Genomic DNA, 24,497 nt, shown 5'->3' with positions numbered 1-24,497 from the left:
AGTCCTGGTTGTTCGTGCCCTATTTAGACAGTGGTGTACTCGTTCAAAGGGTATTCGGTTCAAAGGGGACGGCCGGGGAAATTTTCATATTTCAGAAAGGCCTGGAGCGTCTTGCATTGAGGGGTTTGTTGCGTATTTTTGAAGAGTGGCCGGGCGTTCTGGCCGAATCCCTGTTCACCAAACCGGTAACTTTTCCGACCATGCGTACGGCAGCGTTTGCGCCAGATCGGCTGCCCCTGCAGCCCATCTGGGCCTATGAAGAAGACTTTGAGGATTTTGAGGAAGAAGATTTTGAGTTCGACGAGGAGGACTTTGAGGATTTTGAGGAAGAAGACTTTGAAGATTTTGAAGATGACTTCGAGGAGGAGGATTTTGAAGATTTTGACGAAGAGGATTTTGAATTTGATGACTTTGATGATCTGGATGAGGAAGAGACGTTTTGAAGCGCAGTTGGTCAGCGAGTGGGCATAAAAAGGCGGATGTGTCGCTGTGGGCTCCCGGTCTGAATGACCGGGTTTTTTGTTTGATTTCCGTTATATCTCAGAGAAGTAGTGGAGATGTGAAAAGTGGGGCTGAAAAAAAGGAAAAGATTCTTTTTGATGTATAACGGAAATAAAGATATGCGCTTGCATGAAAGTCTGTTATTCTTGCAAGGATGCCGTTCTTGTGGATAAAATGTGATTAACTCGTCCTTGCATAAACGGGTCTTCAGGTTCTTTATTAGAAAACCGCATCTGTGCCGGTGAACGGCGGGAAAGGTCCTCTTATTGCCGTTATGCAGTCGCCGGTGCTGAGCAGGCTGGTTTAACCATCAAAACGCAATTGGTTTTTTGGAGGCAGCCATGGCAAAGTCCCCCCGCAAGTCGTCCGCAAATGCCCAGGAGCTTCGTCGCGGCCTACGCATTGCGCGCGTGTTTTCTCAGGAAGGCGTCCATCCATTTGATACGGTCCGTTGGGAGCGCCGAACCGCTGCCATCTATAACAGCAAAGGCGAAGCGGTTTTTGAACAAAAAGAGGTAGAATTTCCTACGACGTGGAGTCAGCTTGCCACAAACGTCGTTGCCTCCAAATACTTCTACGGTGACCTGGCAGCCGGCAACGGCGATCCCCGCGAGGGCAAACGGGAGTACAGTCTGAAGCAACTCATTCATCGGGTTACCCGCACGATTGCTGACTGGGGCAAAGCGCAGGGATACTTTGCGACCCCGGAAGACGCTGAGCGCTTCTACGATGAGCTAACCTGGCTCTGCCTGCACCAGTATGGGGCCTTCAACTCGCCGGTCTGGTTTAACGTCGGCCTCTACCATCAGTACGGAGTGCGGGATACAGGAGGCAAAACGATCTTTGGCTGGGACTTTGAAAAGCAGCGGGTCGTGCCCGTTGATCCATACGAGCGGCCCCAGGCCTCGGCCTGCTTCATCATCTCGGTAGAGGACTCGATTGACGATATCTGGCAGCTCATGGCTGAGAGCGCTCGCCTGTTCAAGTTTGGCTCTGGCGTGGGCGCCGACTGGTCCAGGCTGCGCTCAACCAAAGAGAAGCTTTCCGGAGGAGGACGGCCTTCCGGCCCGGTGTCGTTCATGCGCGTGCAGGATGCCACGGGCGCTACAATCAAGTCGGGGGGCAAGACCCGCCGGGCGGCCATCATGCAGACGCTGAAGGTCTGGCACCCCGACATCATGGAGTTTGTGACGGCCAAGGCCAAAGAGGAAAAGAAGGCCTGGGCGCTGATCGAACAGGGCTACGACGGCTCGTTCAATGGCGAGGCGTACAGCTCGGTCGCCTTTCAGAATGTGAACCAGTCCGTGCGCGTCACGGATGAATTCATGGAGGCCGTGCTGGCCCGCAAAAAATACCCCCTCCGGGCTGTAACAACAGGCGAAGTTATTGAGGAGATTGATGCCTATGAGTTGCTCTATAAGGTAGCGGAAGGCACGTGGATCTGCGGCGACCCGGGGTTGCAGTACGAGGACACGATCCAGAAGTGGCACACCTGCAAGCGTAGCGGGCCGATCAACTCGAGCAACCCGTGTGTGACAGGCGATACGCTGGTGGCCACCGAGGACGGGCTACGCCGCATCGACAGTCTGGTGGGGGAAACGCCACGCGTAGTGGGACTGGACGGCCGCCTGCACCGCACAACCCGGGTGATCGAAACGGGGATCAAGCCGGTCTACCGGCTGCGTACCCGGTGCGGCTACGAGGTGAAGCTGACGGCCGATCACCGGGTGTGGACAGAAAACCGGGGCGACGTGCCGGCCGCTGAGTTGACCCGTGACGACGTCGTGCGCCTGGTGCCACCGCGGTTTGGCCGGAAGCATCTGGATCCGGAGGTGGCCGAATACATCGGGCTGATGGTGGGGGACGGATGCCTTTCGCATGAAGTGGCCATTCTGACGCTGGATCGACGGGAAAGGGCTGTGGCCGAAAAAATGGCCCAGGTGGTCAATCAGTTTGACCGGCAGACGCATCGTAAAGGCGTGCAGGTCGCCGAGCGGCCTGCCAGTGTCGCCGTTGCTACCGGTGCCCGGACGGTGCAGGAGGTGTTGAAGCAGTTTGCCGTACTGGACCAGGGGGCCGCAGCCAAACGGTTCACCGAAGAGGTTTTCCAGCTGGATCGACAGAGCGTTGCTGCGCTGCTGCGCGGCCTGTTCACCGCTGATGGTACGGTCGCCAACTACGGCAGTAAGAGCCAGTACATCAGTCTGGATTCGAGTTCTCAGGAATTACTGAAGCAGGTTCAGCTGTTGCTGCTGGGGTTTGGCATCAAGAGCAAATTGTATGAAAATCGGCGGCTGACCGATCGCGCGCTGCTGCCGGACGGCAAAGGGGGAGTGCAGGAGTATCGCGTGCAGCCCATGTATAGTCTGCGTATCAGTCGGTCGAGTCGGGTGCGCTTTGAGCGCGAGATCGGGTTCCTTCCAGAGAGTCCAAAGGCGGCAGCATTGCGCGCGCTGAACGCTACGGTCTCGGCCTACGAAGATCCGCTGGTTGATCAGGTTGTCTCGCTTGAGCTTCTGGGCGAAGAGCCTGTCTACGATTTGACGGAGCCGGTTACGGACCACTTCGTGGCGAACGGGATCGCCGTCCACAACTGCTCCGAGTACATGTTTCTCGACAACTCGGCGTGCAACCTGGCCTCGCTGAACCTGCGCAAGTTTCAGCGAGCGGACGGATCGTTCGACGTCGAGCGCTTCCGGGCAGCCGTGCGGATCTTTATCACGGCCATGGAAATCCTGGTCGATAATGCCGGCTATCCCTCGGAAAAGATCGCGCAGAACAGCCACGACTACCGGCCACTCGGGCTGGGCTTCGCCAACCTGGGCGCGCTGCTGATGGCGATGGGCCTGCCGTACGACAGCGACGAAGGACGGGCCGTGGCCGGCGCCATTACGGCCATCATGCATGCAGAGGCCTATGCCCGGAGCGCGGAAATTGCAGCCATTGAGGGCATCGGGCCCTTCCCGGGCTTTGAGAAGAACCGGGAGTCTATGCTGGAGGTGATGCGCCTGCACCAGGCCGCCGTCGAGGATATCCATCCGAGCTGTCCGGCTTACCTGAAGGAGGCGGCCCGCGAAAGCATGGCGCGCATGGTTGCGCTGGGAGAACGCTACGGCTACCGCAATGCCCAGGCCACGGTACTGGCCCCGACCGGGACCATTTCGTTCCTGATGGACTGCGATACGACGGGCATTGAGCCGGACATTGCCCTCGTGAAGTACAAGCTGCTGGCGGGCAAGGGCGATGGCATGTTCAAGATTGTCAACAACACGGTCCCTATCGCCCTGCGTCGCCTGGGCTATTCGGAAGCGCAGATTAAAGATATCCTGGCCTATATTGAGGAGAACGACACGATTGAGGGGGCGCCGCACCTGAAGGAGGAACACCTGCCGGTCTTCGACTGCGCGTTCAAACCCTACAAAGGCCAGCGCTTCATTCATTACATGGGGCATATCAAAATGATGGCGGCCTGCCAGCCGTTCATCAGTGGCGCGATTTCCAAGACCGTCAACATGCCGGAGCATGTGACGGTCGAGGAGATCATGGACGCCTACATTCAGGGCTGGAAGCTGGGGCTCAAGGCGCTGGCCATCTACCGGGAAAACTCGAAGCGGAGCCAGCCGCTTTCGACGCGCAAAGAGGACAAGAAGGCCGAGGCGGCAGGCGATGGGGTGGCCGCCGGCGAGCCGCAGGTGGTCGAAAAGATTGTGGAAAAGGTCGTCTATAAGCCGGTGCGCAAGCGACTGCCCGACGAGCGGCCTTCGATTACGCACAAGTTTTCCGTGGCCGGGCACGAAGGCTATCTGCACATTGGCCTCTACCCGGATACCGGCATGCCGGGCGAGATCTTTATCACGATGGCCAAGCAGGGATCGACAATCTCGGGCCTGATGGACGCCTTTGCCACGGCCATCTCGATTGCGCTCCAGTATGGCGTGCCGCTCGAAGATCTATGCAACAAGTTCAGCCACATGCGCTTTGAGCCGGCGGGCTTTACGAACAACCCGCAGATTCCGATTGCCAAGTCCATCATGGACTACATTTTCCGCTACCTGTCGCTCAAATTCCTGGGACGGCCGCAGGAGGAAAAGAGTGAAGACCCGCAGGAGGGAGTGGCCGCCGAGGTGAAGCGGAGCGGTCCAGCCCGTGATGAGCGGCAATTGGAGTTGAGCTTTGAGACGCAACCGACCGGTAGCGTGACACCGCTGGTAGGACAGACGATCGAAACCTTCCTACAAACGCAGCAGAGAAGCGCGGTGGCTGCTGCAGCCGAAGCAGCTACCGTGGCCTCAGCCGCCTTCCAGAATCAGGAAGACGCGCCGGCTTGCTCAAATTGCGGCTCGATCACTGTGCGCTCAGGAGCCTGCTACGTCTGTCCGAACTGCGGTAGCTCGAGCGGCTGCGGCTGATCACTGGTTTGCTGCGCGGGACAGAGCGCCCGGCTCCACCGTTCGGACCGGGCGCTTTTTTTATGACGCCGACGCGAAAGCTCCGAGCCATACAGGCCGGCGGCGGGGACCCCACCCGCCAGGCCGGGCTTCAAAGACGCCGGCGCAGGGCGTCTGGCAGCGCGGGCAGCGTCCCTGTGCGTCCAGATGCCAGGCCGTAAGCTGATAGCCCACGCGCCCGATGAGCAACTCGCCACAGGCGTGGCAATAGGTGCTCTGGCCTTCTGGATCCAGCATGTTGCCCGTGTATACGTAGCGCAGGCCGTTTTTCAAGGCAATCGTGCGGGCGCGGCGCAGCGTTTCGGGGGGCGTAGGCGGGTGATCCTGCATCTTCCAGTCGGGATGGAATGCCGTAAAGTGCAGCGGCACGTCCGGCCCCAGCTGGGTGACGATCCATTCGGTGAGCGCATGCAGCTCGGCATCGCTGTCGTTTTCGCCAGGGATGAGCAGGGTCGTGATTTCAAGCCACGTGCTGGTTTCGTGGTAGATGTAGCGTAGCGTGTCGAGCACGGGCCCTAACTCGCCTGCGCAGATTTTGCGGTAAAAGCGTTCCGAAAAGGCTTTCAGATCCACGTTGGCTGCATCCATGTGGGCATAGAATTCGGCGCGGGGTTCCGCGCAGACGTAGCCGGCCGTGACGGCCACCGTCCGGATGCCACGCGCATGGCAGGCGCGGGCGACCTCGATGGCGTATTCGTGGAAGATGACCGGATCGTTATAGGTGAAGGCGACGCTCCGGCAGCCCAGTGCTTCGGCAGCCCGGGCAATCGTTTCGGGCGTGGCCTCGTCGGCCAGCGTGTCCATTTCGTGCGATTTGCTGATGTCCCAGTTCTGGCAGAACCGGCATCCCAGGTTGCAGCCGGCCGTCCCGAACGAGAGCACAGCCGTGCCCGGCAGGAAGTGGTTCAGGGGCTTCTTCTCAATCGGGTCGATGCAGAACCCACTGGAACGGCCATAGGTGGTCAGCACGATCTGGCCGTCCCGGTTCATCCGGACAAAACAGAAGCCGCGCTGGCCTTCCTGGCGCCGGCAATGCCGCGGGCACAGATCGCACTGCACCCGTCCGTCTGCCAGCCGGTGCCAGTATTTTGTGGGATAGTACATTGCCATACATACCTACCGAACGTCCCACCGACGCTTTTTAAATTTACCACGGATTTTAAGTGCCGATCGGTGAAAACGTTCACGCCATGGTAAAGGGACGCGCGTTTACCGTCGCGCTGGGTCTGCTGCTGGCCGGAAGCGTCTGCACGGGGTACGGTCAGCCGGCTGCCTGGTGGGGCATGCAGGCCAAAGCCGTGGGTGGGGTGGGTGTGATGGCGGAAGGGCCGCTGGGCGGTGGTCTGCACGGGACGCTCGGCGCGGGATGGCTGCTGCTGATTGCGGACGGATTTGCTGGCGTGACCGTGCGCATGGACGGTCGGGTTGACCTGCTGGGGCGCCTGCATCTGATGTACATGGCGGGCTTCTGGGATGGAGCGGCAACGGTCGTATTCGGACTGGAGCTTGGCGTGCGGGTGTGGCTCCCCGGCCGGCGATGGGCTATAGAGGGGGGTATGATCGGCGTGCCCCGGTGGAAGGAGCGGCTGTCCGGAGGGCCCGGACGCGACGAATTCACCCGTCGGCGCGTGCTGCAATGGGACCTGCTCCCGAACATGGGACTGGTGGTGCGACTGGGAGGGCGCTGAGGCTTCTGCTATCCGACGCATCCGCTAACGCCGATGCTGGGAGCGAAAGTTTTTCGAGGAACGGGAGGTGGGCAGGCCGGCGGATTGCCTGTGAAGGTGGGTAAGATGCATCGACATTTCGTTGCCAGACGCTGGGTCCGATCCTCGACCGGGCTGTCTCGCAGATTGTCATCTTTAACGGAAATTTCAAAATTGAATACTTGACGAAGGAGAGAGAGAGAGAAATTTCAAAAAAGTTTCATATCCATTGTTCAACCAATCAAAACAGGAGGCGCCATGAAGAAGGCATTGATCCTGCTGGTCTGCTCGGTAGCGTTTTTAGGTGGAGCTGTTCTATGGCCTGAGACGCCAAGTGTAGCATTGTACTGTGAAGATGATGAGTGTGAAGGAGGGCAATGTGTTGAGAACCCAGACGGTTATACACTCTGCGATGTTGTCGGTAGCGGATGTAAAACATTGGGGTGTGGGATTCAGAGGCAGTAGAGAAGGAATGAGCTGGATGGGGGTGGGCTATTGCCTACCCCCATCCAGTTATCAGTAAAAAATTCTTACTGCAATGTATGCATCGTTTCGAAAATGGTGTATTGTTAGTGCAGTGCTTGTAGCGATAGCTGCCTGTCGCTCGAAAGAGCAGGCTGGAACAGTTCGTCAACATCCGGACAGAGCACGCTTTACGTTTTCTGAAATTTCTACGTGGCAGCAAGTTCAGGAAAACGAGAAAATCAATCGATTGATTGGGCGTCTTAAAACGGCAAAACGTCGATGGCATGTCGGTGGGTGGGGGGAATCAGATCCGTGGACCCTGTTTGGTGAGATAGGAGATGTAGCGCAGGATCGAAAAGGACGTATTTTTGTTCTGGATAAAGAAAATACTGTGGTACGTGTATTCAGTTCAGATGGAAGCTATCTTTTTTCTATAGGAGGAAAAGGAGAGGGTCCTGGAGAGTTTCTGTATCCAGAGTGGTTAGAACTTGATGATTATGACACCCTGTATGTAACGGATAGGCGTCGAAAAATTGAAGTTTTTGTGCCCGCAGAGACGGGATATGCTTACTATCGAACAATCTTACTCCCTATTACTCCGAGTGGAGGGTTATGCGTCAATGATTCATCGCTTTTTATCTCACAACATACTTCTTGGAGAGATTCCCTGATTTACCACCTGAACAAGCAGGGAGATTTAATAGGTAAATTTGGAAATATTGATTACATGACAGAGAATAGACTTGTGCGTATGTTTATTACCAGGAACTATATAGTCTGCGATTTTAAGAAGCAACGAATCTTTCTTGTGTATAGAAATGCTCCGCTGATTCAGATATATAAAACAGATGGTAATCTGATAGACCAGATATGGATTGAAAACTTACCTTTGACGGGATTTGAGGAGCAAAGTGATGGTGGAATATTTGTTGCCTCAGATGGAATTAGGTTGGCTAATATTCATTTTTTAAATGATAAACTGATCAGTACATATATGACTTTAAAATCATGGAAAATACAGAAGCTTTTTGGCTATATTTTTGATTTGGATACAAAACAATACCATCTTATTGATTCTATAGGTGTGTCAAGAATAAGGTATATTGATGACCATATCATGATAGCTGAGGATTATGATGAAGTCCCCAACATCTCATATTACACGTATTAGCCTCTATCTCCCCAGCTTTGTGCTGTTTGCGTGGGGTGGGTATCTATGGTACCAGAAGCTGTTTGCTGCTCCGGGGGCGCCTGTCGATACCTCTGCGTCGTTCAATACCCGGCTGGTGGCCGTCTACATTGGCTCGCCCACCTGTGGGCCTTCCAACCACCCGGACCTTCCGGCGCTGTTGCGGACGATTCGGACGCACCTGAGGGCGTATGCTGAAACGCATCGGCAGGGCGTGCACTTCGTCGGGGTGGCCATCAGTCGCTCGCCTGCAGATGGCCTGAAACACCTGGAGCGGATGGGACCCTTTCACGAGGTGGCGGCCGGGGGACGCTGGAACAGCCTGGCCTTTCGTGGGCTGCGGGCAATGCATGGAGGCGCAGCCGCCACGCCGCAACTGGTGCTCTACCTGGACGCGGAAAGTCATCCCCGGCTGTTGCTTCGGCTGGTCGGGGTCGACCGGATCCGCCAGTGGGTGCAGGCCGGGATGCCGCTGGCCGAGCCGGACATGGTCCTTTCGCCATAGGGTACCGGTCGGTGTCGTCAGGATCGCAGGATGCAGGCGTGTGGCGCTGGCCCGAGATTGCGTTGCCGGAGCCGGGTAGTGCCGTCGATCGGTGCGATGCCGGCCGGTAAGATCGGCCCGAAGGTCGGACATGCAGAAGGCTTGCGCTTCAGAAATATACCCGTCCGCGCAGAAAAAGCACGTCGGGCAACAGGCCGTATTCGCTGAGCCGATCCCCTTCGCCCAGCCAGCCGCCCAGCACGAGATCGACGGCCTGGGTGGCCAGCCAGGTGAGCTGGAAGCCGGTATAGAAGCTCTGGTCGTTGAGGTTGCGCAGGTGCAGCGCCTGGAGCCGGACCAGGGGGTGTAGCTCGTACTGCAACATCAGCGCCAGCTCGTCGCGGCCTACCTGCACGGCTTCGCCACGGGCCAGGGCCAGCCAGTCATAGGCTTCGGGACGGGCCGCGCCCCGACCGTTCCGGTAATACTCGACCAGTCCGTACCAGCGGGGTGCGAACTGATGGTCGAGGCCCAGCACCAGACTGATCGCTCGGCCCTGCTCCCAGAGCAGTTCGGCGCGGGCACCGGCCATGCCCAGGTTGCCGGCCGCCGTCAGCCCCACCGTAGCCCGGCGGCGCAGGATCGCGCCCACAAACGCCAGGTCGTAGGTTCCTGCATGGGTGCGCCACCGGAAGGCCACATTGTGCCAGCGGCCGTGGTGCTCCGGATTGTACACCAGTTCTAGGTCGCTGAGCAGGCCCAGATAGTAGCGGAGCGAGAAGGCGTCGGCGCCGTTTTTTTCGACGCGGGCAAATTCGAAAGGAGCCAGCGGGTTGAAAAAGTCCACGGGGTTCCAGAGGCGGCCAACGCCCCAGGCGATGCGCTGGCGTCCCAGTTCAAGGCGGCCCCACGTAAAAGAGCGCCGCAGCGAAAGCCGGTCGAGGTAGTGCGTGACGCGGACATGGCGGTCGTGGTAAAGGCGGGCGCTTAGCTTGATCATCTGGCGCGGACGCATGGGATCGGCCGGGGCAGACAGCAGATTCGGGGTCGAGGCATAGAGCAGGTTTACCTCATAGGCGAGCTGAAGCCGCAGGCTGCCCGGCAGGCGCACGGTGGGCATCAGCCGCGTGCGAAGCAGTTCCAGGCGCAGCGTCCGCGGGCCTCCAAAAAGGAGCGTACCGGCCGGCGCGAAGCGTTCCCAGGCGTGTAGGGCCAGGACGTATCCGCGCAGGCGCACAGGTTGTGCCTGCATCGAGCCGGCAATTGCCAGCACCAAGAGGATCAGCAGACGGTTCACCGCGTTTCGTCGCGCTTAATCTGTCCGTCGTGGAGCCAGATCAGGCGCCGGCCGCGCTCAATGACCTGAGGGTCATGCGAGGAGAAGACGAACGTCACGCCCTGCTCGCGGTTGAGCTGCTCCATCAGGTCGAGCAGGCGGGCGCCGGTGGCCGAGTCGAGGTTGGCAGTGGGTTCGTCGGCCAGCACCAGGCGTGGCTGGCTGACCACAGCGCGGGCCACCGCGACCCGTTGCTGCTGGCCACCGCTCATTTCGTGAGGGCGTTTGTGGGCCAGATCGGCGATGCCGAGTTGCTCCAGCACCTCCAGAGCCCGTTGGCGCCGCTCTCGCTCCGGCACGCCCTGAAGCAACAGCACGAACGCCACGTTTTCCAGGGCTGTCAGTACCGGAATCAGGTTGTAGGCCTGAAACACAAAGCCGATCTTGTAGAGTCGGAGCCGGGCCCGCTCGCGTCGAGAGAGTTTGCTCAGGTCCTGTCCTTCAAAAAACACCCGTCCGGTGGTGGGCACGTCGAGCGCGCCCAGCAAGTTGAGCAGGGTCGTCTTGCCAGAGCCGGAGGGACCGGCAATGACTGTGAATGCGCCTGGCTCGATGGTGAGGGTGACGCCGCGTAGTGCCTGGACAGGCACGGCGCCTTCGTCGTAGACCTTGGTTACCTGTTCGACCCGAACTATAGCGTTCGACTTCATACAGCCCGCATGGCTTCTACGGGTTCAACATGTATGGCCCGCCAGGCCGGGTAGAGGGCCCCCAGCCAGGCTACCAGCGGAATGATTACCCAGGCATTCCAGACTACCCGAAACGTCAGGCGGGGATAGATCACCGAACCGATCCCAAAGGCGGCCAGCGCTTCCGAAAAAATGGCCAGGTCCAGGCCATGCCGGGCCAGATAGGCATACACCGGCAGGCTGAGCATCCAGCCCAGGGCCGTTCCCAGCAGTCCGATCAGCAGCGATTCAAGCGACACGAGCAGGAACAGCCGGCCCTCACTCATGCCCAGAGCGCGCAGCACGCCAAACTCCGGCAGTCGCTCTAACACGGCCATGAGCATGGCATTGATGATCCCGAAAATGAGGGCAAACCCGATGATCAGGTAAACCAGATACATCATCTCGGTATACAGCTCGCGCTGCATGACCAGTAGCGGTACCACTTCCCGGTAGGTCAGCACCTCGAACGTTTCCGGCAGCAGGGCCTGCAGGCGCGCTTTGAGCGCGTCGGCCTGTTGGGCTTTCTGCAGGAGCAAGGTTAATTCATGGGCAGCGTCGGCTGGCAGACCCAGCATCGCACGTGCCTGCGTGATGGGAATGAAGGCCATGGTCCGATCAAAGTCGGCGCTGACGGTGCGAAACAGACCGACCACGCGGAACACTTCGGAGCCGATCTGGCCGTCCGGGCGGGCAGCCATCGCGACGACCCGGTCGCCAGGACGCACCTCAAGCTTGCGGGCCAGCCGCTCACCGAGGAGAATTTCGCGGCCTTCCCCCCGCAGGTAGCGACCGACGATGACCTGACGGGCAATGTAGGTTAGCAGGGATTCTGCTCGGGGCTCGATGCCCACGAGTTGCACGCCACCGTTGTTGTAGGCGCTTGAAAGCAGCCCGTGGGCCAGCACGCGCGGCGCAACCGCCCGCACCGATGGGAAAGTACGCACCTGCTGCTGCACGGCCCGGGCGTTCGGAAAGAAATGCGCCACGGCCGGGTTGGCGTGGTAGCCCTGGCGGTGGATCTGGACATGTCCGATGTGCAGGCGAAGATGGTTGTCGAGTATCTGCTCCACCATGCCCAGGTTGAGCGTGTCAAAGAGGACCAGCACAAACACGCCCACCACCACACTGCTGAGCACAATCAGCGTGCGGCGTCGGTTGCGCCAGAGGTTGCGCCAGGCCACGCGGGCCAATCCGGTGATGTCCTGGAAAACCATCAGGTGTAGCGGATGCCTTTCAGGGGTTCCAGCCGGAGCACATGCCAGAGCGGGTACAGAATGGCGAGCCCTGCAATCGTCAACACCCGAAGGGCTGTGCGCGCAAAAATTTCCGGAGCCACGGAGGACGTCAGCACTGGCAGAAAACCATAGTACTCATACAGTTGGGCCAGTTCTCCGCCCAGCGTGATCGGATGGCGAATCAGGTAGGCGTTGACGGCAAAACCGGCCGCGCTTCCCAGGATCAACCCCAGCAGGACGACCAGCACGGCTTCAAGGAACACCACGCGCAGCAGCCGTTCGTTGGGCATGCCCAGGGCCAGCAACATGCCAAATTCGCGCGAGCGTTCCAGCACGCTCATCAGCACGGTGTTGAGCACGCCAAAGGCCACAACGATCAGCAGCATGAAGAGAAAGAGCAGGCCACTGATGTTATCCAGTTCGATTGCCTGGCGCAGCTCGGGCATCAGTTCTTCCCAGGTGCGCACGACGAGTGGGCGGCTCAGCCAGGCCTGCAGGCGGTCGCGCACGACAGGTACGTCGGCGTTGCGCCGGACGGCCATGGCGACGGCCGTTACGCGGTTGCCGGTTTCGAGCAGGTCTTGCAGGGCCTGCAGTGGCATCAGCACGAGCGAACGATCGTGCACTTCGTAACCGATGCGTAGCGCGCCCACTACCACGGCAAAGCGACTGGTGAGAAAGCCCTGATAGGTTTCGGCCAGCAACACCAGCGTATCGCCGACCGAAGCGTTCAGGTTTTCGAGCAGGCGGTAGCCTGCGACGATCTCCAGGTGGTCGTTGGGCGCCGGCATCCGTCCCGCGATGAGCCGGGCGGGAAAATCGGTGACTTCTGGCTCATAGGTGGGATCAATCCCCAGGAGGCGCACGCCATAAGAAGTTGCGCGATTGCTGATCAGGCCGCCACTTTCCAGGCGGGGGGCTGCCCCTGTAATGCCCGGCGTGGTGCGAATGCGGACAAAGAGCGTGTCAGGAAGCCGGAAGCTTTGGCGCAGCGATTGTCGGTCCAGATAGTCTGCGTGCTGGATCTGGAGGTAGCCGGTCGAAAGCCGGGTGCTCTGACGGATGAAGAAATCGTAGGTGCCGAGCTGCAGCCCGCGCAGGAGCACCATCAGAAACGTGGCAAAAAAGACAGCCGCTACGGTGAGTAACGTGCGTCGGCGATTGCGCCCCAGATTGCGCCAGGCGAGCCGTCCGGTCATGGCTATTGCTCCAGCGCTCGAAAACTAAAGATCGCTTCCGGTATAGGCATATCGAAGGCTACCTCCAGGAGGCGGATTTCCGTGTAGCGCCCCGGTTCACGGTCGTTGTGCATTATCCATCGGGTAGGGAGGCGGCGTCCCCCCATCCGCTGCACGTTATGGAACGAAAGTGTCCGTACTCGCTCGCCCTGCTCGCTGTAGTATTCGATGCGGGCGGGCAGCCGGTCGGTCTGGCGAATCCAGTAATGCAGCTTGCCCCAGACGACGGGTGCTTCCGGTTTAGGCAACAACTCCAGCACGTAGCAGGGCACCCCTTCCAGCGTGTCGGTCCCGACCTGCCGGATATGATAGTCGCGCACCAGGTTCGATTCGCGCACCAGATCGTCGTAGGTGAAGTCGGATCCCATCCATGACTGAAGCATCATGGAGGGGGGAATCTTAATGGTGGTTTCGGTTTCCTGCAGGTACATCCACAGCTCGCTGCCGCGTTTGAGCGTGCGGTTGCCTGCTTCACGAGGAGGCGCAAGCGTGACGATCAGCGCTTTTTCGTTCCCTTTCCACCAGGCTTCCAGCTTTCGGGTGCGGCGATAGTCGGGTGTAACGACGGTCATTTCCAGCACGGCATGGCTGGTTTTGCCTTTGATCGCCTCCTCGGCTGCCCGTACCAGGGCGACGGGATCGACCGTCTGGGCGGCTGGGCCACGTACGCCGATCCCAAGCAGGAGCCACAAAAAAAGCCACGGGCGACTGGCGCCGTGGCGTTGAGAGATGGCTGCGCGTTGCAGTTGTTTACTGTTCATGGTTCGCTTCAACGAAGTATATCGTTAAGGTTACGCAGCCTGCCTGCTTGGCGCAAGCGCTTAGAAGCGTAGCAGCGCGCCCATAGGGGCATGCTGCGCCATGAACGTGCGGGCAGCGTCGCTGCGCACCAGCTCAATGGTCGCGTCCTGAGCCAGGGCCATTTCAAGGGCCCGGTCAACGAGGTCGGCTTCGGCTTCCACAGTCTGGCCGCAGACCGGGCACGGCTTCGAGGCGTCCAGCACCAGCAGGTCGCAGTGCGGGCAGTAGCCGCCGGCTATCTGGAGGGCGTCGTCAACCGCTACCGTCATAACCCGCCGCTGGTTGATCGCGTCGATGACCGCTTCGATACCCCAGACGCCTCGTTCTGGCAGGCTTTCCTGAATGCGCTCCAGCGTACGCATTTCTTCGCGGGCTTCAACGGCCCGTTGGACCGGCTCAATGGCGGTCGCCACCTGCGCTACCGGTGCATGCACCTCCACTGAGAACACGCCTCCTACCTGCGCTCGGATGGCCTTGGGGAGATGCTCCAGGAAGCTCGCCTTAAGTTTTTCAGGAGCCGAGAACAGCAGATAGCGGGCCTCAAATTGCTGGAAGATGAGGGCCGCAATGGTGGCCAGGGCTTTGCCTTCCTGATGGGTAAGCTGCCGCTCCAGGTCGTCACGCTGGTTCCAGTCGATCCAGTCGGTGACCATGCCCCGGAGCCTGGGACCGGTCAGGGTGAGCACTTCTTCGACGTAGCCGATCTGACTGATGAAGAAGCGACTGTGCTCTCGGGAAAGCAGGGCTACCACGAAGCGGTCGTGCTCGTCGCGCGTGCGCACCAGGGGACGCGTGTAGGGCGTCGAAGCCAGTTCCAGCCGGTCGGGCAGCGGGATCGGGAGGGCAATCTGTCGCCACAGTCCCAGCGATTCGCACACGAAAAAGGCTACGCCGCGGCCCAGCGCAGGAAGCCCTTCCTGCAGGGCCAGCTCAATACGTTCCAGTTCGCCGGCGATCTGCTCCCGCAGCCGTCGATCTTCCAGGCGTTCCAGTTTGGCCCGTACCAGGTCTTTGAAAGCCACGTGCCAGGCGTCTTTCAGCCGGCGTTCTGGCGTCAGCTCCAGGTACAGACTGACGATAGGATCACGCGTCGACTGGATTGTGCCCAGTTGCCGAAGGGTCGAAGGCGTCAGCAGGCGATAAGCAGGCTCGGTGCGCTCCTGTTCGAGCCGGGCCAGGATGCGATCGCGCAGCTCGGGCGAGAGCGTCTGCGTCAGGTGCATCGTCTGTTTTTCCATAGGAGTCTTCTCGCTGGTTTGGATTTGGGGTACAACCCGGGTGGGTTCAGGTGCGTGCGGCCGTTACGCGCTGACGCGCGCGCTGCAGGATTTCAGCCGTTTCACGCACCGACCGCTGCACGACGATAGCAACTTCCTGAATGGGTAAAGCGTGCGTGTCGTGCAGCAGCAACACCTGGCGCTCGATTGGCTCCAGCGGTTCCAGTGCTTCTGGCGGCACTTCTTCTACAATGAGCCGTTCTTCGGAAAGCGAGCTGGGATCTGGAAGGACGTCTTCCCAGCGTTCGATGTCGTCGGGTTGATACCATTCCCAGAACGATTCTTCATCGTCATAAATGGGCTCGGAAGGCACCGGTGCCTCCAGCGAGAGCTCCCAGAGCTGGCGAAAGAGCCGTTCGCGCTGCACGTAACGCTGGAGCACGCGGTGCAACAGACCCAGTAGCCAGGCCCGGAGGCTCAGCCGGCGCGGCTTGCGATGGCGCTGGCGCCAGGCAGTGATCAGCGTCTCGCCCACCAGTTCTTCGGCGGTCAGGTCTTCCGGACGCAGTTCTTTGAGCCGCCGATAATGCTCCAGTTCGCGGTGGGCGGCGCGGAGCAGTTCGTCCACATACGGCTCGACCAGTCGCCGGAAGGCGCGCCGGTCGCCTTTTAAGACAGTTTTCCACGAAGGGGTGAGGGTTTCGGTAGCCAAGGTTCCTTCCTGTTTTTATGGCTAAATCCACGCACCAGAGAAAGCGCAGAAAAACAGAGCAGAGTTCCAGCAAAAACGTACCGTTTCTGCAACAAAAAGCTCTACACCTTTAGAGATAGCAGAAGCAGGGGAGGTATAAAAAAATCCAAAGGGTCTAGGAAGGTGCGATGATCGGGGCAATGGCGACTTTGTTTTCGTCTAGGGGGACGGATGCGGTGGTTTTTTGTCGATGGACCGTACGAAGATGCTACCGGCGCCGACCTTGCCGGCGCGCGCTGCTTGCGCGGAGTAGGTCAGGTGACGTAATCGAGGGCTCCTGCGCTGTGCATGATGCGTGCGTCCATTTATTCTGCCGACAGGGCCGCCTTCAGACAAAGCGCCAGCGTCCGCGTTGCTTATCCCGCTCGGGTCATGGCGTGTCCGGCCGGTTGTCGGCCAGCGTGGTGAGCACGTTGGGATAACGCTTCAGGTAGACATCATCGCCTTCGCGCTCCAGCGTGTAGATGCCATCAGCATCCACCGCCAGTGCCAGAGGCATCCGCGCCAGATCGTAGGTGGCCACGTAACGCCCGTCTCCGGTAGCGTAGATGTCGAGGTAGGAGAGCGGCTTCCGGTTCTCATCGTGAATCGGCACTGCCAGCAGGTATGCATCATAGACCTCGATCGTGGCGGTAGAGAAAAGAACCCAGGGCGAGTAGCCCATCGCCATGCTTTCGCCACCGGCCTCGAACTGCACGTAGTTGCCCTCGCTGGGCAGGTTATCAATCGTGGCCACGGAGAAAAGTTGCCGGCCCTCGAGCGTATATTTCTTGAGAAACGACTCAGATTCGCCCGCATAGTACAAGTATTTCCCATCAAAAGCCAGATCGCCGCTGTAGCGAAGGGGCGTTACCTTTCCCAGGTTAGTGCGGACGAAACCGCGAATGATCTTTCCCTCCAGGTCCAGGATGTTGAAGAGATAGTCGGAGCTGGTAGGGGACAAAATCAGTATCCTGTGCTCATCGAGGGCCTCGCCACGGTACGCCTCCACTGCCATCTGTTTATCCAGAACGAGCGTGTCTGCGATCGACCACACCACAAGGCGCGTTCCCGAAAAGAGATAGATCCGGTCGTGGTGCACATCCATATCCGTAATTCCTGTAAGCTCCCCCGGTCCCTCGCCTTTTCCTTTTCCGATAAAGAAAGGCCGCGCCTGCAAATCCCTGTCAAATACCGCTACCTTGCCTATATTTCTTTCGAAAGTAAAAAAGATACGGACCTGACTTACAAAGTTGAGCAGGTTCATATAGCTCAAACGCAGAAAGATTCAGGCTATCGACCGCATGGAGGCGGGCCTGGATGCGTCGCTGAGGCAGGGGTTGTTCCGTTTGGGCAAAGAAATCCGGTGGGGAAGCCGGTTCGGTTCTGCAGCCGGCCAGTCCGGCCCACAGAAAGATCAGAATCGTTGCCCCGCGCATGCGTAAGCCCTTGATAGATTAATCAGGCCCCGGTCTGAAGGGCACCAGATCAAACTTAAGGTAAAAACCAACAAATCGCTTACTCTAGACAGAAGAAACAGGGGCGATAGCAGCGTACGTAGCCGGACTGCTCACTGTAGATCATCCCACAATAATACCGGTCTATCTCTTTGCAACACGTTTCTCCGAAGCAGGTGCTGCACCCTGTACAGGCGGCAAGCGCCTCCTGCACGGAAAAGCCAATCTCCCGTTCTTCCCAGGAGATCTCGACGCTCAGTACCAGCAGCAAAGCCGCAACCAGAGAGGCAACGATGGTTTTCATGGCGACCGCTCCACGTGATTGGGTTTATTGATTCTGTGGTTAAATAGATGTGGGTCAACCCATATGTTGCCGTTCGCCCAAGCGGCGGGTGCATGGTTCAGAGGCCATCGCAGCAGGCCATCGACGAAAAGCGAGCGGATAGATCGACAGAAAAAAAGCGTTGCTGCTCCGAGCAGCAACGCTTTTGTATTCGGGTGGGCGCACCGGAGGATGTCCGGCGGCGCCGTTGTTACTTTTTCTTTTTCAGAAAGATCTGAGGACCGACAATCCACATGCCTGCCATGACCACAAAGGAAAGAGCGCCAAGCACAACGTCCATAAGACTACCTCCGTTTTTAGGTTTGCGGATTCAGGATTTACAAGGGCATTTGGGCGTCCTCAAGCCCCGACCGTTTTGCCTGTTTTTTCGGTCTGCGTGTTGTCGAAAGTGTAGGCCGGCATACCGTGCTCGGTCAGGTCGAGGCCAGCCAGTTCATGTTCGCGGCTGATGCGCAGGCCCATTGTCTTGTCCAGCAGGGTAAAGAGCAACCAGCCGGTGATGCTTGTCCACAGGACCAGGGCCACGATGCTGATGAGCTGGACCACGAGCTGGTGCGTGTCGCCCACGATCAGACCGCTGACGCCGTAGGTGCCGTCGGCGAAGATACCAACCGCAAGCACGCCGAACAGACCGGCGGCGCCGTGCACAGCGAAAGCGCCGATAGGATCATCGATTTTCAGCGTGTGCTCCACAAAGTGGGCGGCCCAGAGCATGATCAGTCCACCCAGGGCTCCGATAACGACCGCTGCCCAGGGGGCAACGTAGGCGCAGGGTGCCGTGATGGCCACCAGGCCAGCGAGGATGCCGTTGCCTGTGGCCAGCAGATCCACGCGGCCTGTGCGGATCATGGTCAGGTACATGGCGGCCACCCCGCCGGCCACGGCCGCCAGCGCTGTATTGGTGGCGATCACCGAAATGCGCAGTTCGGTGGCCGCTACCGTGCTACCTGCGTTGAACCCGAACCAGCCGAAAAAGAGAATGAACACACCCAGGGTGGCCAGGGCCAGGTTATGGCCCGGAATGGGGCGTGGACGTCCCTGCTCGTCGTACTTGCCGATGCGCGGCCCCAGCTTCCAGGCGCCGATCAGGCCGAGAATGCCCCCCACGGCATGCACCACGCCCGAGCCCGCAAAGTCGACCGCACCCATTTCGCCGAGCCAGCCACCGCCCCAGACCCAGTGACCGTAGATCGGGTAAATGGTAGCACTTACCAGAAAAGAGTAGGCCAGGTAGGCCGTTACCTTGGTCCGCTCGGCCATGGCCCCGGAGACGATCGTAGCGGCCGTAGCGGCAAAAACCATCTGGAACAGCCAGTACAGGATGGTGCTAACGTCGTAGGCCTCTCCGCTCAAGAAGAAGCCAGAGTAGCCAATGTACGGGTTGCCCTTGTCCAGTCCGGGGGCCATGCCCGAGCCGCCAAACATCAGCGCATAGCCAAAGGCCCAGAAGGCCAGCGCTGCCATGCAGAAGTCCAGCACGTTCTTTGTGAGAATGTTTACCGTGTTTTTGGCGCGGGTCAGGCCGGCCTCCAGCAGGGCAAAGCCTGGCTGCATGAAGAAGACCAGGAAGGCTGCTAGCAGTACCCAGACAAAATTGGCCGGCGCAGCCGGATCGGCCTCCAGCGTTGCCTGGCCAGAAGGATCGGACGCCAGCACTGGCGAGGCCAGCAGAAGGCTCAGGGTGGTCAGCAAAAGCCCGTACGCGTAGCGTCGCGAGGTCTTCATGCTTCGTCTCCTTACTTTTTTAAGAGTATCTCGACTGGTTCGGCAAAATATTTAGAAAAATAATTTTTGTATGTCAATAATCAAAGGTTAAGGATTTTGAGAAGTTAATTTTTAGAAAGCGATTCCAGGGTGGCGACTAAAAAACCCTGATGGTTGGTCGAGCGGTAAACTTGTTGCATAAAGCCCGCCTAGACCTGTCCCTTTGATGCTATGAAAGAAGGGGTGCAGGTACCCTTTTGCGTGAGGAAAGAACGTCTATAACCGTTTGGAGCAGACAAGAGGAGGGTTCGGGGGAGCGCACGTCGGGCGATCATCGACCGGCCCGAAAAAGTACCGGTGGAGCGCTGAGCCCGTTACGAGAGGATTATGTGCCGGTCTGGCGTCCAGTGAGGAATTGGACGGTGTCTCTACGGATTATGTTACGGAGCAGGGCCAGTTGCTTAAAACGGCTCACTTCTCGGAGTCGCCGGTTCAGAAGCGCAGTCCATTTCCGCGCGCTGCGTCGTTCGTTTTGAGGCCTCTCATAGACCTACATCGCCGGAGGCGTAACGGGCTGGATGCCGTCGGGGCCGATTTCCCATCCTACGCGAAACACGTCGTCCGGAGGCGCATTGCGCCAGATCAGGCTTACGTGTGTTACGTCGAAGGTAAGGGGCTGCCACTGAGCTTGCAGCGTGCGTTGCAGTGCGACGCAGGTGGCGGCATTCGGTGCCTGCCCGATGCTCAGGTGCGGGGTAAAACCGCCTCGGAAGCGCCGCACGTCGTCACAATCAGGAACAACTGCCAGGAGCGCCTGCTGGAGGACGTCAAGGGTTTCGCGAGGTTCAGGCGCCAGCCATAGCGTGCACCGGCCGCTTCGATGGCGAAAGTACCGGATTTCGGACAGACGCACCGTAAAGGGTAGCAGGGGCCGAATACGTTCGGCAATGGGCTCCAGCAGCGCCGGCCAGGCTTCCGGGGGGCGAAACGGATACAACAGATTAATATGAGGCATCCAGCGCCGCACCTGGCGATCGTAGCGTTTACGAATGGCCTGAATCGGAGGCCAGGTGGACGGTGGAGGAATAAGAACAACGGCCGTATGGTGCGTTTTGCGGGGAGACATCCAGGGTTGCCGTATCTTTCCGGTGAAAAAAGTTATAGCTTCTCGTAGATTCACCCGGAAAGGTCTGGCGAGATCCAGGCATGACGCAAACGCGACCCTGACCGTCATGGCTGATCCTTTACGCTACCCGATTGGACCGTTTCGGTGGCCAGAAGCGCCGCTGACCACAGAGCAACGCGAGGGGTTGATTGCGCAACTGGCAGAGTTGCCGGTGCAGGTGCGTCAGGCGGTGGCGCAGCTCACCGAGGAACAACTGGACCAGTCGTACCGGCCCGGGGGATGGACAGCCCGGCAGGTGGTGCATCATCTGGCCGACAGTCACGTGAACGGCTACGTGCGTTTTCGACTGGCCCTGACCGAAGAGCAACCCCAGATCAGAACATATGATCAGCAGCGATGGGCTGAACTCCCTGATGCGCGTCTGGCGCCCGTTTCAGCTTCTATAGCGTTACTGGAAGGGTTGCATGCCCGCTGGGTCGCGTTGCTTCGTAGCCTCCAACCGGAAGACTTCCAGCGGACGTTTCGCCATCCAGAGCACGGATTGCTAACGCTGGATCAGGCCCTGGCACTTTACGCCTGGCATGGCCGCCACCACGTGGCCCATCTGTCGCTGGTGCGTCTGCAGGCAGAAGGGCGCGGCGCTGAAGCCCAACTACCGGGTTCATGAAGGGACCAACGGTTGTCATCATTGGAGGAGGGATTGTCGGGCTGGCCACGGCCTATCGGCTCATGGAAAGCCTGCCCGAAGTGCAGATTACCGTACTGGAAAAAGAGGACCGGGTGGCAGCCCATCAGACGGGACGCAATTCCGGAGTGATTCATTCGGGCTTGTATTACCGTCCTGGTTCCCTGAAGGCCATCTGTTGCCGACAGGGCAGGGCAGCCCTGATACGTTTCTGTGAGGCGGAAGCCATCCCCTATGAACCGTGTGGGAAAGTGATCGTGGCCGTTGAGGAAGCAGAGCGTTCGCGCCTGCAGGCACTTTACGAACGCGGCCAGCAAAACGGGGTGGCATGTACGCTGATCCCCCCGGAACGACTCCGCGAACTGGAACCACATGCGCAGGGCGTGGCCGCCCTGCACGTGCCGGAAGCAGGTATTGTCAGCTATCGCGCAGTAGCTGAACGGTTGCAGGAAAAACTGGTAGCAGCCGGTCATCGCGTGGTGTTTCAGGCTCCTGTGCAGCGCATCGTGCCGGACGGCCGGGGCGTGGTGCTCGAAACGCCGGTTGGCACCTTTCGGGCCGACGTGGCCGTCAACTGTGCAGGCCTCTACGCCGATCGAATCGCTCAGATGGACGGCCTGGAGCCTGGCGTGCGCATTGTGCCCTTTCGCGGGGAATACTATGAGCTGCGGCCCGAGCGGCGATACCTGTGTCGCCATCTGATTTATCCAGTCCCAGATCCTGCCTATCCGTTTCTGGGCGTGCATTTTACGCGCCTGATCGATGGCCGCGTTGTCTGCGGCCCCAGTGCGGTGCTGGCTTTTGCCCGCGAAGGGTATCGGCTAACGGACGTAAGCCTGTCCGAACTGCTCGAAATGCTGGCCTATCCGGGGTGTCGTCGGCTGGTCCGTCGGCACTGGCGCAAAGGCTTTCAAGAGCTCCTCCAATCGCTCAGCAAGCGGTATTACCTGCGCCAGGCCCGACGGCTTATCCCAGAAGTGGCGTCCGAAGACTTTCTGCCGGCACCCTCCGGCGTGCGGGCGCAGGCGGTTGATCGCGAGGGGCGGCTGGTAGACGATTTCCTGGTGCTGGAGTCGCCGCGCATGGTACATGTGGTCAATGCACCTTCGCCGGCTGCTACGTCGGCCTTCAGCATTGGGGTGCTGGTGGCCCGGCAGGTGCAGGCCCGCTTCGACTAGTGCGCGTTGCGGCGATTCCGATTTACCTTCAGCAGCGTTTGCTTGAGGGAGCCTGTCAGGACGTTTCTCGTTGGCGGAGCGCCTGACGCTTGCGTTCGTGAGGATCGAGATAACGTTTACGCAGCCGAATCGCTCGGGGCGTAACTTCGATCAATTCGTCCTCCCGAATAAATTCGATAGCCTCTTCGAGCGAGAGTTTGCGAGGGGGAACGAGCTTTTCAAATCCTTCGGCCGTGGCAGCCCGCATGTTGGTGAGCCTCTTTTCCCGGGTGATGTTCACTTCCAGATCGCCTTCCCGGCAGTGTTCCCCGACGATCATGCCCGCGTACACTTCGTCACCAGGCTCTACAAACAGCTCGCCGCGTTCTTGCAGATGCAGCATGGCGTAGGCTGTTACGCGTCCGGGACGGTCGGCTACCAGCGCGCCTGTAGCCCGATGCGTGATGGGACCGGCCCATGGTCGGTAGCCGTCAAAGAGATGATGCAGCAAACCGGTCCCCTTCGTGTCGGTCAGAAATTCGCTGCGGTAGCCGATCAGTCCACGAGCGGGCATCTCAAACTCAAGGCGGACGCGTCCTGTGCCATGGTTGATCATTTTTGTGAGCACCCCGCGACGCATGCCCAGCTTCTGGACCACGACCCCCATATATGCCTCAGGCACGTCGATGAGCACGCGCTCAAAGGGTTCGTGAAGCTGGCCGTCGATCTGACGCGTAAGTACACGCGGCTGGCCCACCGTGAATTCGTAGCCTTCCCGGCGCAACTGCTCAATGAGAATGGCAAGCTGCAGTTCGCCTCGACCATAGACAAGAAACACATCGGGAGAGTCGGTCGCTTCAACGCGCAGGGCGAGGTTATTGGCCGCTTCTTTGAAGAGGCGCTCGCGCAGGTGACGTGAGGTTACGTACTGCCCTTCGCGTCCGGCAAAGGGGCCGTCGTTGACGCGGAACTCCATGGAGAGCGTCGGCTCGTCGATATGGAGAGGCGGTAGCGGCTGGGGATGGTCGGCGTCGGTAATGGACTCCCCCAGGCCAATGCCCTGCATGCCGGCTACTGCCACAATGGCGCCCGGACCGGCCTGTTCGGTTTCGACGCGCTGCAATCCTTCAAATTCAAACAGAGCTGTTACTGAGGCGGCTGTGCGGCGGCCGTCTCGGTGGCAGCACAGCACCTGCTGACGGTTGCGAAGCGTGCCCTGCACGATGCGGCCAATAGCGAGCGGGCCGCGATAGGGATCTGGTTGCACGTGTGTGACCAGCATCTGGAGGGGAGCGTTCGGGTCACCCTGCGGCGGCGGAATGTGGGCCAGAATAGCTTCGAAGAGGGGGCGCAGGTCGGTCAGGGGGGCATCGGGGTCGTGCGTGCAGCGGCCTTCCTTGGCCACGGTATAGAGCACCGGGAAGTCGAGCTGGTCTTCGGTAGCATCCAGATCGATAAACAGGTCATAGATTTCGTCGAGTACCTGACGGGGACGGGCATCCTTGCGGTCGATTTTATTGATCACAACAATAGCGGGCAGCTTCAGGGCCAGGGCCTTTGAAAGCACAAAGCGCGTCTGGGGTAGCGGACCTTCGGCCGCGTCAACCAGGAGCATGATGCCGTCCACCATGCGCAGCGTACGCTCCACTTCGCCGCCAAAGTCGGCGTGGCCCGGCGTGTCTACGATGTTGATTTTGACATCTCGGTACCATATGGCCGTGTTTTTCGCCATGATCGTGATGCCCTTTTCCCGCTCCAGGTCGAGCGAGTCGAGCACCCGCTCCTGCACGTCCTGATTGGCCCGAAAGATGCCGCTCTGCCAGAGCATCGCATCGACCAGGGTCGTCTTGCCGTGGTCGACGTGGGCTACAATGGCAATATTGCGGAGAGGATAGCTCATAGTGCTTCTGCGTCTGGCGGTAGATGCCTGCTTGTTGCAAGGCGGCTGTCTTTCGCGCAGCGCGGGGAAAGGTTCCGGCTTGTCGCGTTGCGAGACAGGTGCCT

The 24,497-nt window shown here is 59.4% G+C and carries 20 protein-coding genes; 7 read left to right on the top strand and 13 right to left on the bottom strand.

Features of this window, described 5'->3' with window-relative positions:
* The first annotated feature begins 200 nt into the window (after positions 1-200).
* Positions 201-443, top strand: coding sequence for a hypothetical protein (locus BUA15_RS07165; RefSeq protein ID WP_072715468.1), 243 nt, complete (start codon positions 201-203; stop codon positions 441-443).
* A 399-nt stretch (positions 444-842) separates the two neighbouring features.
* The gene (locus tag BUA15_RS07160; protein WP_072715307.1) at positions 843-4,910 is read left to right on the top strand and encodes an LAGLIDADG family homing endonuclease; all 4,068 of its coding nucleotides are present in this window, start codon (positions 843-845) and stop codon (positions 4,908-4,910) included.
* A 60-nt stretch (positions 4,911-4,970) separates the two neighbouring features.
* Here BUA15_RS07160 and amrS read toward each other — a convergent pair whose 3' ends face one another.
* Positions 4,971-6,059, bottom strand: a complete 1,089-nt coding sequence (gene amrS / locus BUA15_RS07155) for an AmmeMemoRadiSam system radical SAM enzyme (RefSeq protein WP_072715306.1) — start codon at positions 6,057-6,059, stop codon at positions 4,971-4,973.
* An 80-nt stretch (positions 6,060-6,139) separates the two neighbouring features.
* Here amrS and BUA15_RS07150 point away from each other — a divergent pair, with 80 nt between their 5' ends.
* The 3 genes from BUA15_RS07150 to BUA15_RS07140 all read left to right on the top strand — a co-directional run bounded on the left by BUA15_RS07150 (position 6,140) and on the right by BUA15_RS07140 (position 8,814).
* Positions 6,140-6,637 (top strand): hypothetical protein, encoded by a 498-nt coding sequence (locus BUA15_RS07150; protein WP_072715305.1) that lies wholly within the window; start codon positions 6,140-6,142, stop codon positions 6,635-6,637.
* Between the two features lie 556 nt (positions 6,638-7,193).
* A complete protein-coding gene (locus BUA15_RS07145) occupies positions 7,194-8,291 on the top strand; it encodes a 6-bladed beta-propeller (protein ID WP_072715304.1) in 1,098 nt (365 codons plus the stop codon).
* Complete coding sequence (locus tag BUA15_RS07140; RefSeq protein WP_143149584.1) at positions 8,254-8,814, top strand: hypothetical protein; 561 nt, start codon at positions 8,254-8,256, stop codon at positions 8,812-8,814. Before BUA15_RS07145 ends, BUA15_RS07140 begins: the two co-directional genes overlap by 38 nt.
* 148 nt (positions 8,815-8,962) lie before the next feature.
* Here the strand turns inward: BUA15_RS07140 and BUA15_RS07135 are convergent, their stop codons facing one another.
* The 11 genes from BUA15_RS07135 to BUA15_RS07085 all read right to left on the bottom strand — a co-directional run bounded on the left by BUA15_RS07135 (position 8,963) and on the right by BUA15_RS07085 (position 20,651).
* Complete coding sequence (locus BUA15_RS07135; RefSeq protein WP_072715302.1) at positions 8,963-10,090, bottom strand: hypothetical protein; 1,128 nt, start codon at positions 10,088-10,090, stop codon at positions 8,963-8,965.
* Complete coding sequence (locus BUA15_RS07130; protein ID WP_072715301.1) at positions 10,087-10,779, bottom strand: ABC transporter ATP-binding protein; 693 nt, start codon at positions 10,777-10,779, stop codon at positions 10,087-10,089. Before BUA15_RS07130 ends, BUA15_RS07135 begins: the two co-directional genes overlap by 4 nt.
* Positions 10,776-12,014: an ABC transporter permease gene (locus BUA15_RS07125; RefSeq protein ID WP_072715300.1), complete on the bottom strand. Its 1,239-nt coding sequence runs from the start codon at positions 12,012-12,014 to the stop codon at positions 10,776-10,778. The genes BUA15_RS07130 and BUA15_RS07125 overlap by 4 nt, the downstream gene beginning before the upstream one ends.
* Complete coding sequence (locus tag BUA15_RS07120; protein ID WP_072715299.1) at positions 12,014-13,234, bottom strand: ABC transporter permease; 1,221 nt, start codon at positions 13,232-13,234, stop codon at positions 12,014-12,016. The genes BUA15_RS07125 and BUA15_RS07120 overlap by 1 nt, the downstream gene beginning before the upstream one ends.
* Before the next feature lie 2 nt (positions 13,235-13,236).
* Positions 13,237-14,034 carry an outer membrane lipoprotein-sorting protein gene (locus tag BUA15_RS07115; protein WP_072715298.1) on the bottom strand — a complete coding sequence of 266 codons (798 nt, stop codon included), beginning with the start codon at positions 14,032-14,034 and terminating at the stop codon, positions 13,237-13,239.
* 60 nt (positions 14,035-14,094) lie between these two features.
* Positions 14,095-15,312 (bottom strand): baeRF10 domain-containing protein, encoded by a 1,218-nt coding sequence (locus BUA15_RS07110; RefSeq protein ID WP_072715297.1) that lies wholly within the window; start codon positions 15,310-15,312, stop codon positions 14,095-14,097.
* Between the two features lie 46 nt (positions 15,313-15,358).
* On the bottom strand, positions 15,359-16,003 hold the full coding sequence (locus BUA15_RS07105) for an RNA polymerase sigma factor (RefSeq protein WP_072715296.1): 645 nt from the start codon (positions 16,001-16,003) through the stop codon (positions 15,359-15,361).
* Positions 16,004-16,412: 409 nt separating this feature from the next.
* On the bottom strand, positions 16,413-17,288 hold the full coding sequence (locus BUA15_RS07100; protein ID WP_072715295.1) for a hypothetical protein: 876 nt from the start codon (positions 17,286-17,288) through the stop codon (positions 16,413-16,415).
* Between the two features lie 251 nt (positions 17,289-17,539).
* The gene (locus BUA15_RS07095) at positions 17,540-17,782 is read right to left on the bottom strand and encodes a hypothetical protein (RefSeq protein ID WP_072715294.1); all 243 of its coding nucleotides are present in this window, start codon (positions 17,780-17,782) and stop codon (positions 17,540-17,542) included.
* Between the two features lie 378 nt (positions 17,783-18,160).
* On the bottom strand, positions 18,161-19,546 hold the full coding sequence (locus tag BUA15_RS07090; protein WP_072715293.1) for an ammonium transporter: 1,386 nt from the start codon (positions 19,544-19,546) through the stop codon (positions 18,161-18,163).
* Between the two features lie 529 nt (positions 19,547-20,075).
* On the bottom strand, positions 20,076-20,651 hold the full coding sequence (locus BUA15_RS07085; protein WP_072715292.1) for a 2'-5' RNA ligase family protein: 576 nt from the start codon (positions 20,649-20,651) through the stop codon (positions 20,076-20,078).
* Positions 20,652-20,757: 106 nt separating this feature from the next.
* Between BUA15_RS07085 and BUA15_RS07080 the strand changes: the two genes are divergently transcribed.
* Entirely contained in the window at positions 20,758-21,318 is a 561-nt protein-coding gene (locus tag BUA15_RS07080; protein WP_072715291.1) for a YfiT family bacillithiol transferase, read from the top strand.
* Entirely contained in the window at positions 21,315-22,514 is a 1,200-nt protein-coding gene (gene lhgO, locus BUA15_RS07075) for an L-2-hydroxyglutarate oxidase (RefSeq protein ID WP_072715290.1), read from the top strand. Before BUA15_RS07080 ends, lhgO begins: the two co-directional genes overlap by 4 nt.
* A 55-nt stretch (positions 22,515-22,569) precedes the next feature.
* Here the strand turns inward: lhgO and typA are convergent, their stop codons facing one another.
* The gene (gene typA / locus BUA15_RS07070) at positions 22,570-24,393 is read right to left on the bottom strand and encodes a translational GTPase TypA (protein ID WP_072715289.1); all 1,824 of its coding nucleotides are present in this window, start codon (positions 24,391-24,393) and stop codon (positions 22,570-22,572) included.
* Positions 24,394-24,497: the final 104 nt, after the last annotated feature.

It is taken from the genome of Rhodothermus profundi (assembly GCF_900142415.1).
Classification (GTDB): Bacteria; Bacteroidota; Rhodothermia; order Rhodothermales; family Rhodothermaceae; genus Rhodothermus; species Rhodothermus profundi.
Note: the sequence above shows the minus strand (reverse complement) of the source record. Positions and strands in the feature narration are given on the sequence as shown.

Excerpts from the sequence above, each read along its gene's own strand:
- amrS (WP_072715306.1), bottom strand. The coding sequence starts at position 6,059 with ATGGCAATGTACTATCCCACAAAATACTGGCACCGGCTGGCAGACGGA.
- BUA15_RS07100 (WP_072715295.1), bottom strand. The coding sequence starts at position 17,288 with ATGAACCTGCTCAACTTTGTAAGTCAGGTCCGTATCTTTTTTACTTTC.
- BUA15_RS07110 (WP_072715297.1), bottom strand. The coding sequence starts at position 15,312 with ATGGAAAAACAGACGATGCACCTGACGCAGACGCTCTCGCCCGAGCTG.
- BUA15_RS07140 (WP_143149584.1), top strand. The coding sequence starts at position 8,254 with ATGATGAAGTCCCCAACATCTCATATTACACGTATTAGCCTCTATCTC.
- BUA15_RS07120 (WP_072715299.1), bottom strand. The coding sequence starts at position 13,234 with ATGACCGGACGGCTCGCCTGGCGCAATCTGGGGCGCAATCGCCGACGC.
- typA (WP_072715289.1), bottom strand. The coding sequence starts at position 24,393 with ATGAGCTATCCTCTCCGCAATATTGCCATTGTAGCCCACGTCGACCAC.
- lhgO (WP_072715290.1), top strand. The coding sequence starts at position 21,315 with ATGAAGGGACCAACGGTTGTCATCATTGGAGGAGGGATTGTCGGGCTG.
- BUA15_RS07160 (WP_072715307.1), top strand. The coding sequence starts at position 843 with ATGGCAAAGTCCCCCCGCAAGTCGTCCGCAAATGCCCAGGAGCTTCGT.
- BUA15_RS07130 (WP_072715301.1), bottom strand. The coding sequence starts at position 10,779 with ATGAAGTCGAACGCTATAGTTCGGGTCGAACAGGTAACCAAGGTCTAC.
- BUA15_RS07125 (WP_072715300.1), bottom strand. The coding sequence starts at position 12,014 with ATGGTTTTCCAGGACATCACCGGATTGGCCCGCGTGGCCTGGCGCAAC.
- BUA15_RS07165 (WP_072715468.1), top strand. The coding sequence starts at position 201 with ATGCGTACGGCAGCGTTTGCGCCAGATCGGCTGCCCCTGCAGCCCATC.
- BUA15_RS07150 (WP_072715305.1), top strand. The coding sequence starts at position 6,140 with ATGGTAAAGGGACGCGCGTTTACCGTCGCGCTGGGTCTGCTGCTGGCC.
- BUA15_RS07085 (WP_072715292.1), bottom strand. The coding sequence starts at position 20,651 with ATGTCTCCCCGCAAAACGCACCATACGGCCGTTGTTCTTATTCCTCCA.
- BUA15_RS07145 (WP_072715304.1), top strand. The coding sequence starts at position 7,194 with ATGTATGCATCGTTTCGAAAATGGTGTATTGTTAGTGCAGTGCTTGTA.
- BUA15_RS07095 (WP_072715294.1), bottom strand. The coding sequence starts at position 17,782 with ATGAAAACCATCGTTGCCTCTCTGGTTGCGGCTTTGCTGCTGGTACTG.
- BUA15_RS07080 (WP_072715291.1), top strand. The coding sequence starts at position 20,758 with ATGGCTGATCCTTTACGCTACCCGATTGGACCGTTTCGGTGGCCAGAA.
- BUA15_RS07115 (WP_072715298.1), bottom strand. The coding sequence starts at position 14,034 with ATGAACAGTAAACAACTGCAACGCGCAGCCATCTCTCAACGCCACGGC.
- BUA15_RS07090 (WP_072715293.1), bottom strand. The coding sequence starts at position 19,546 with ATGAAGACCTCGCGACGCTACGCGTACGGGCTTTTGCTGACCACCCTG.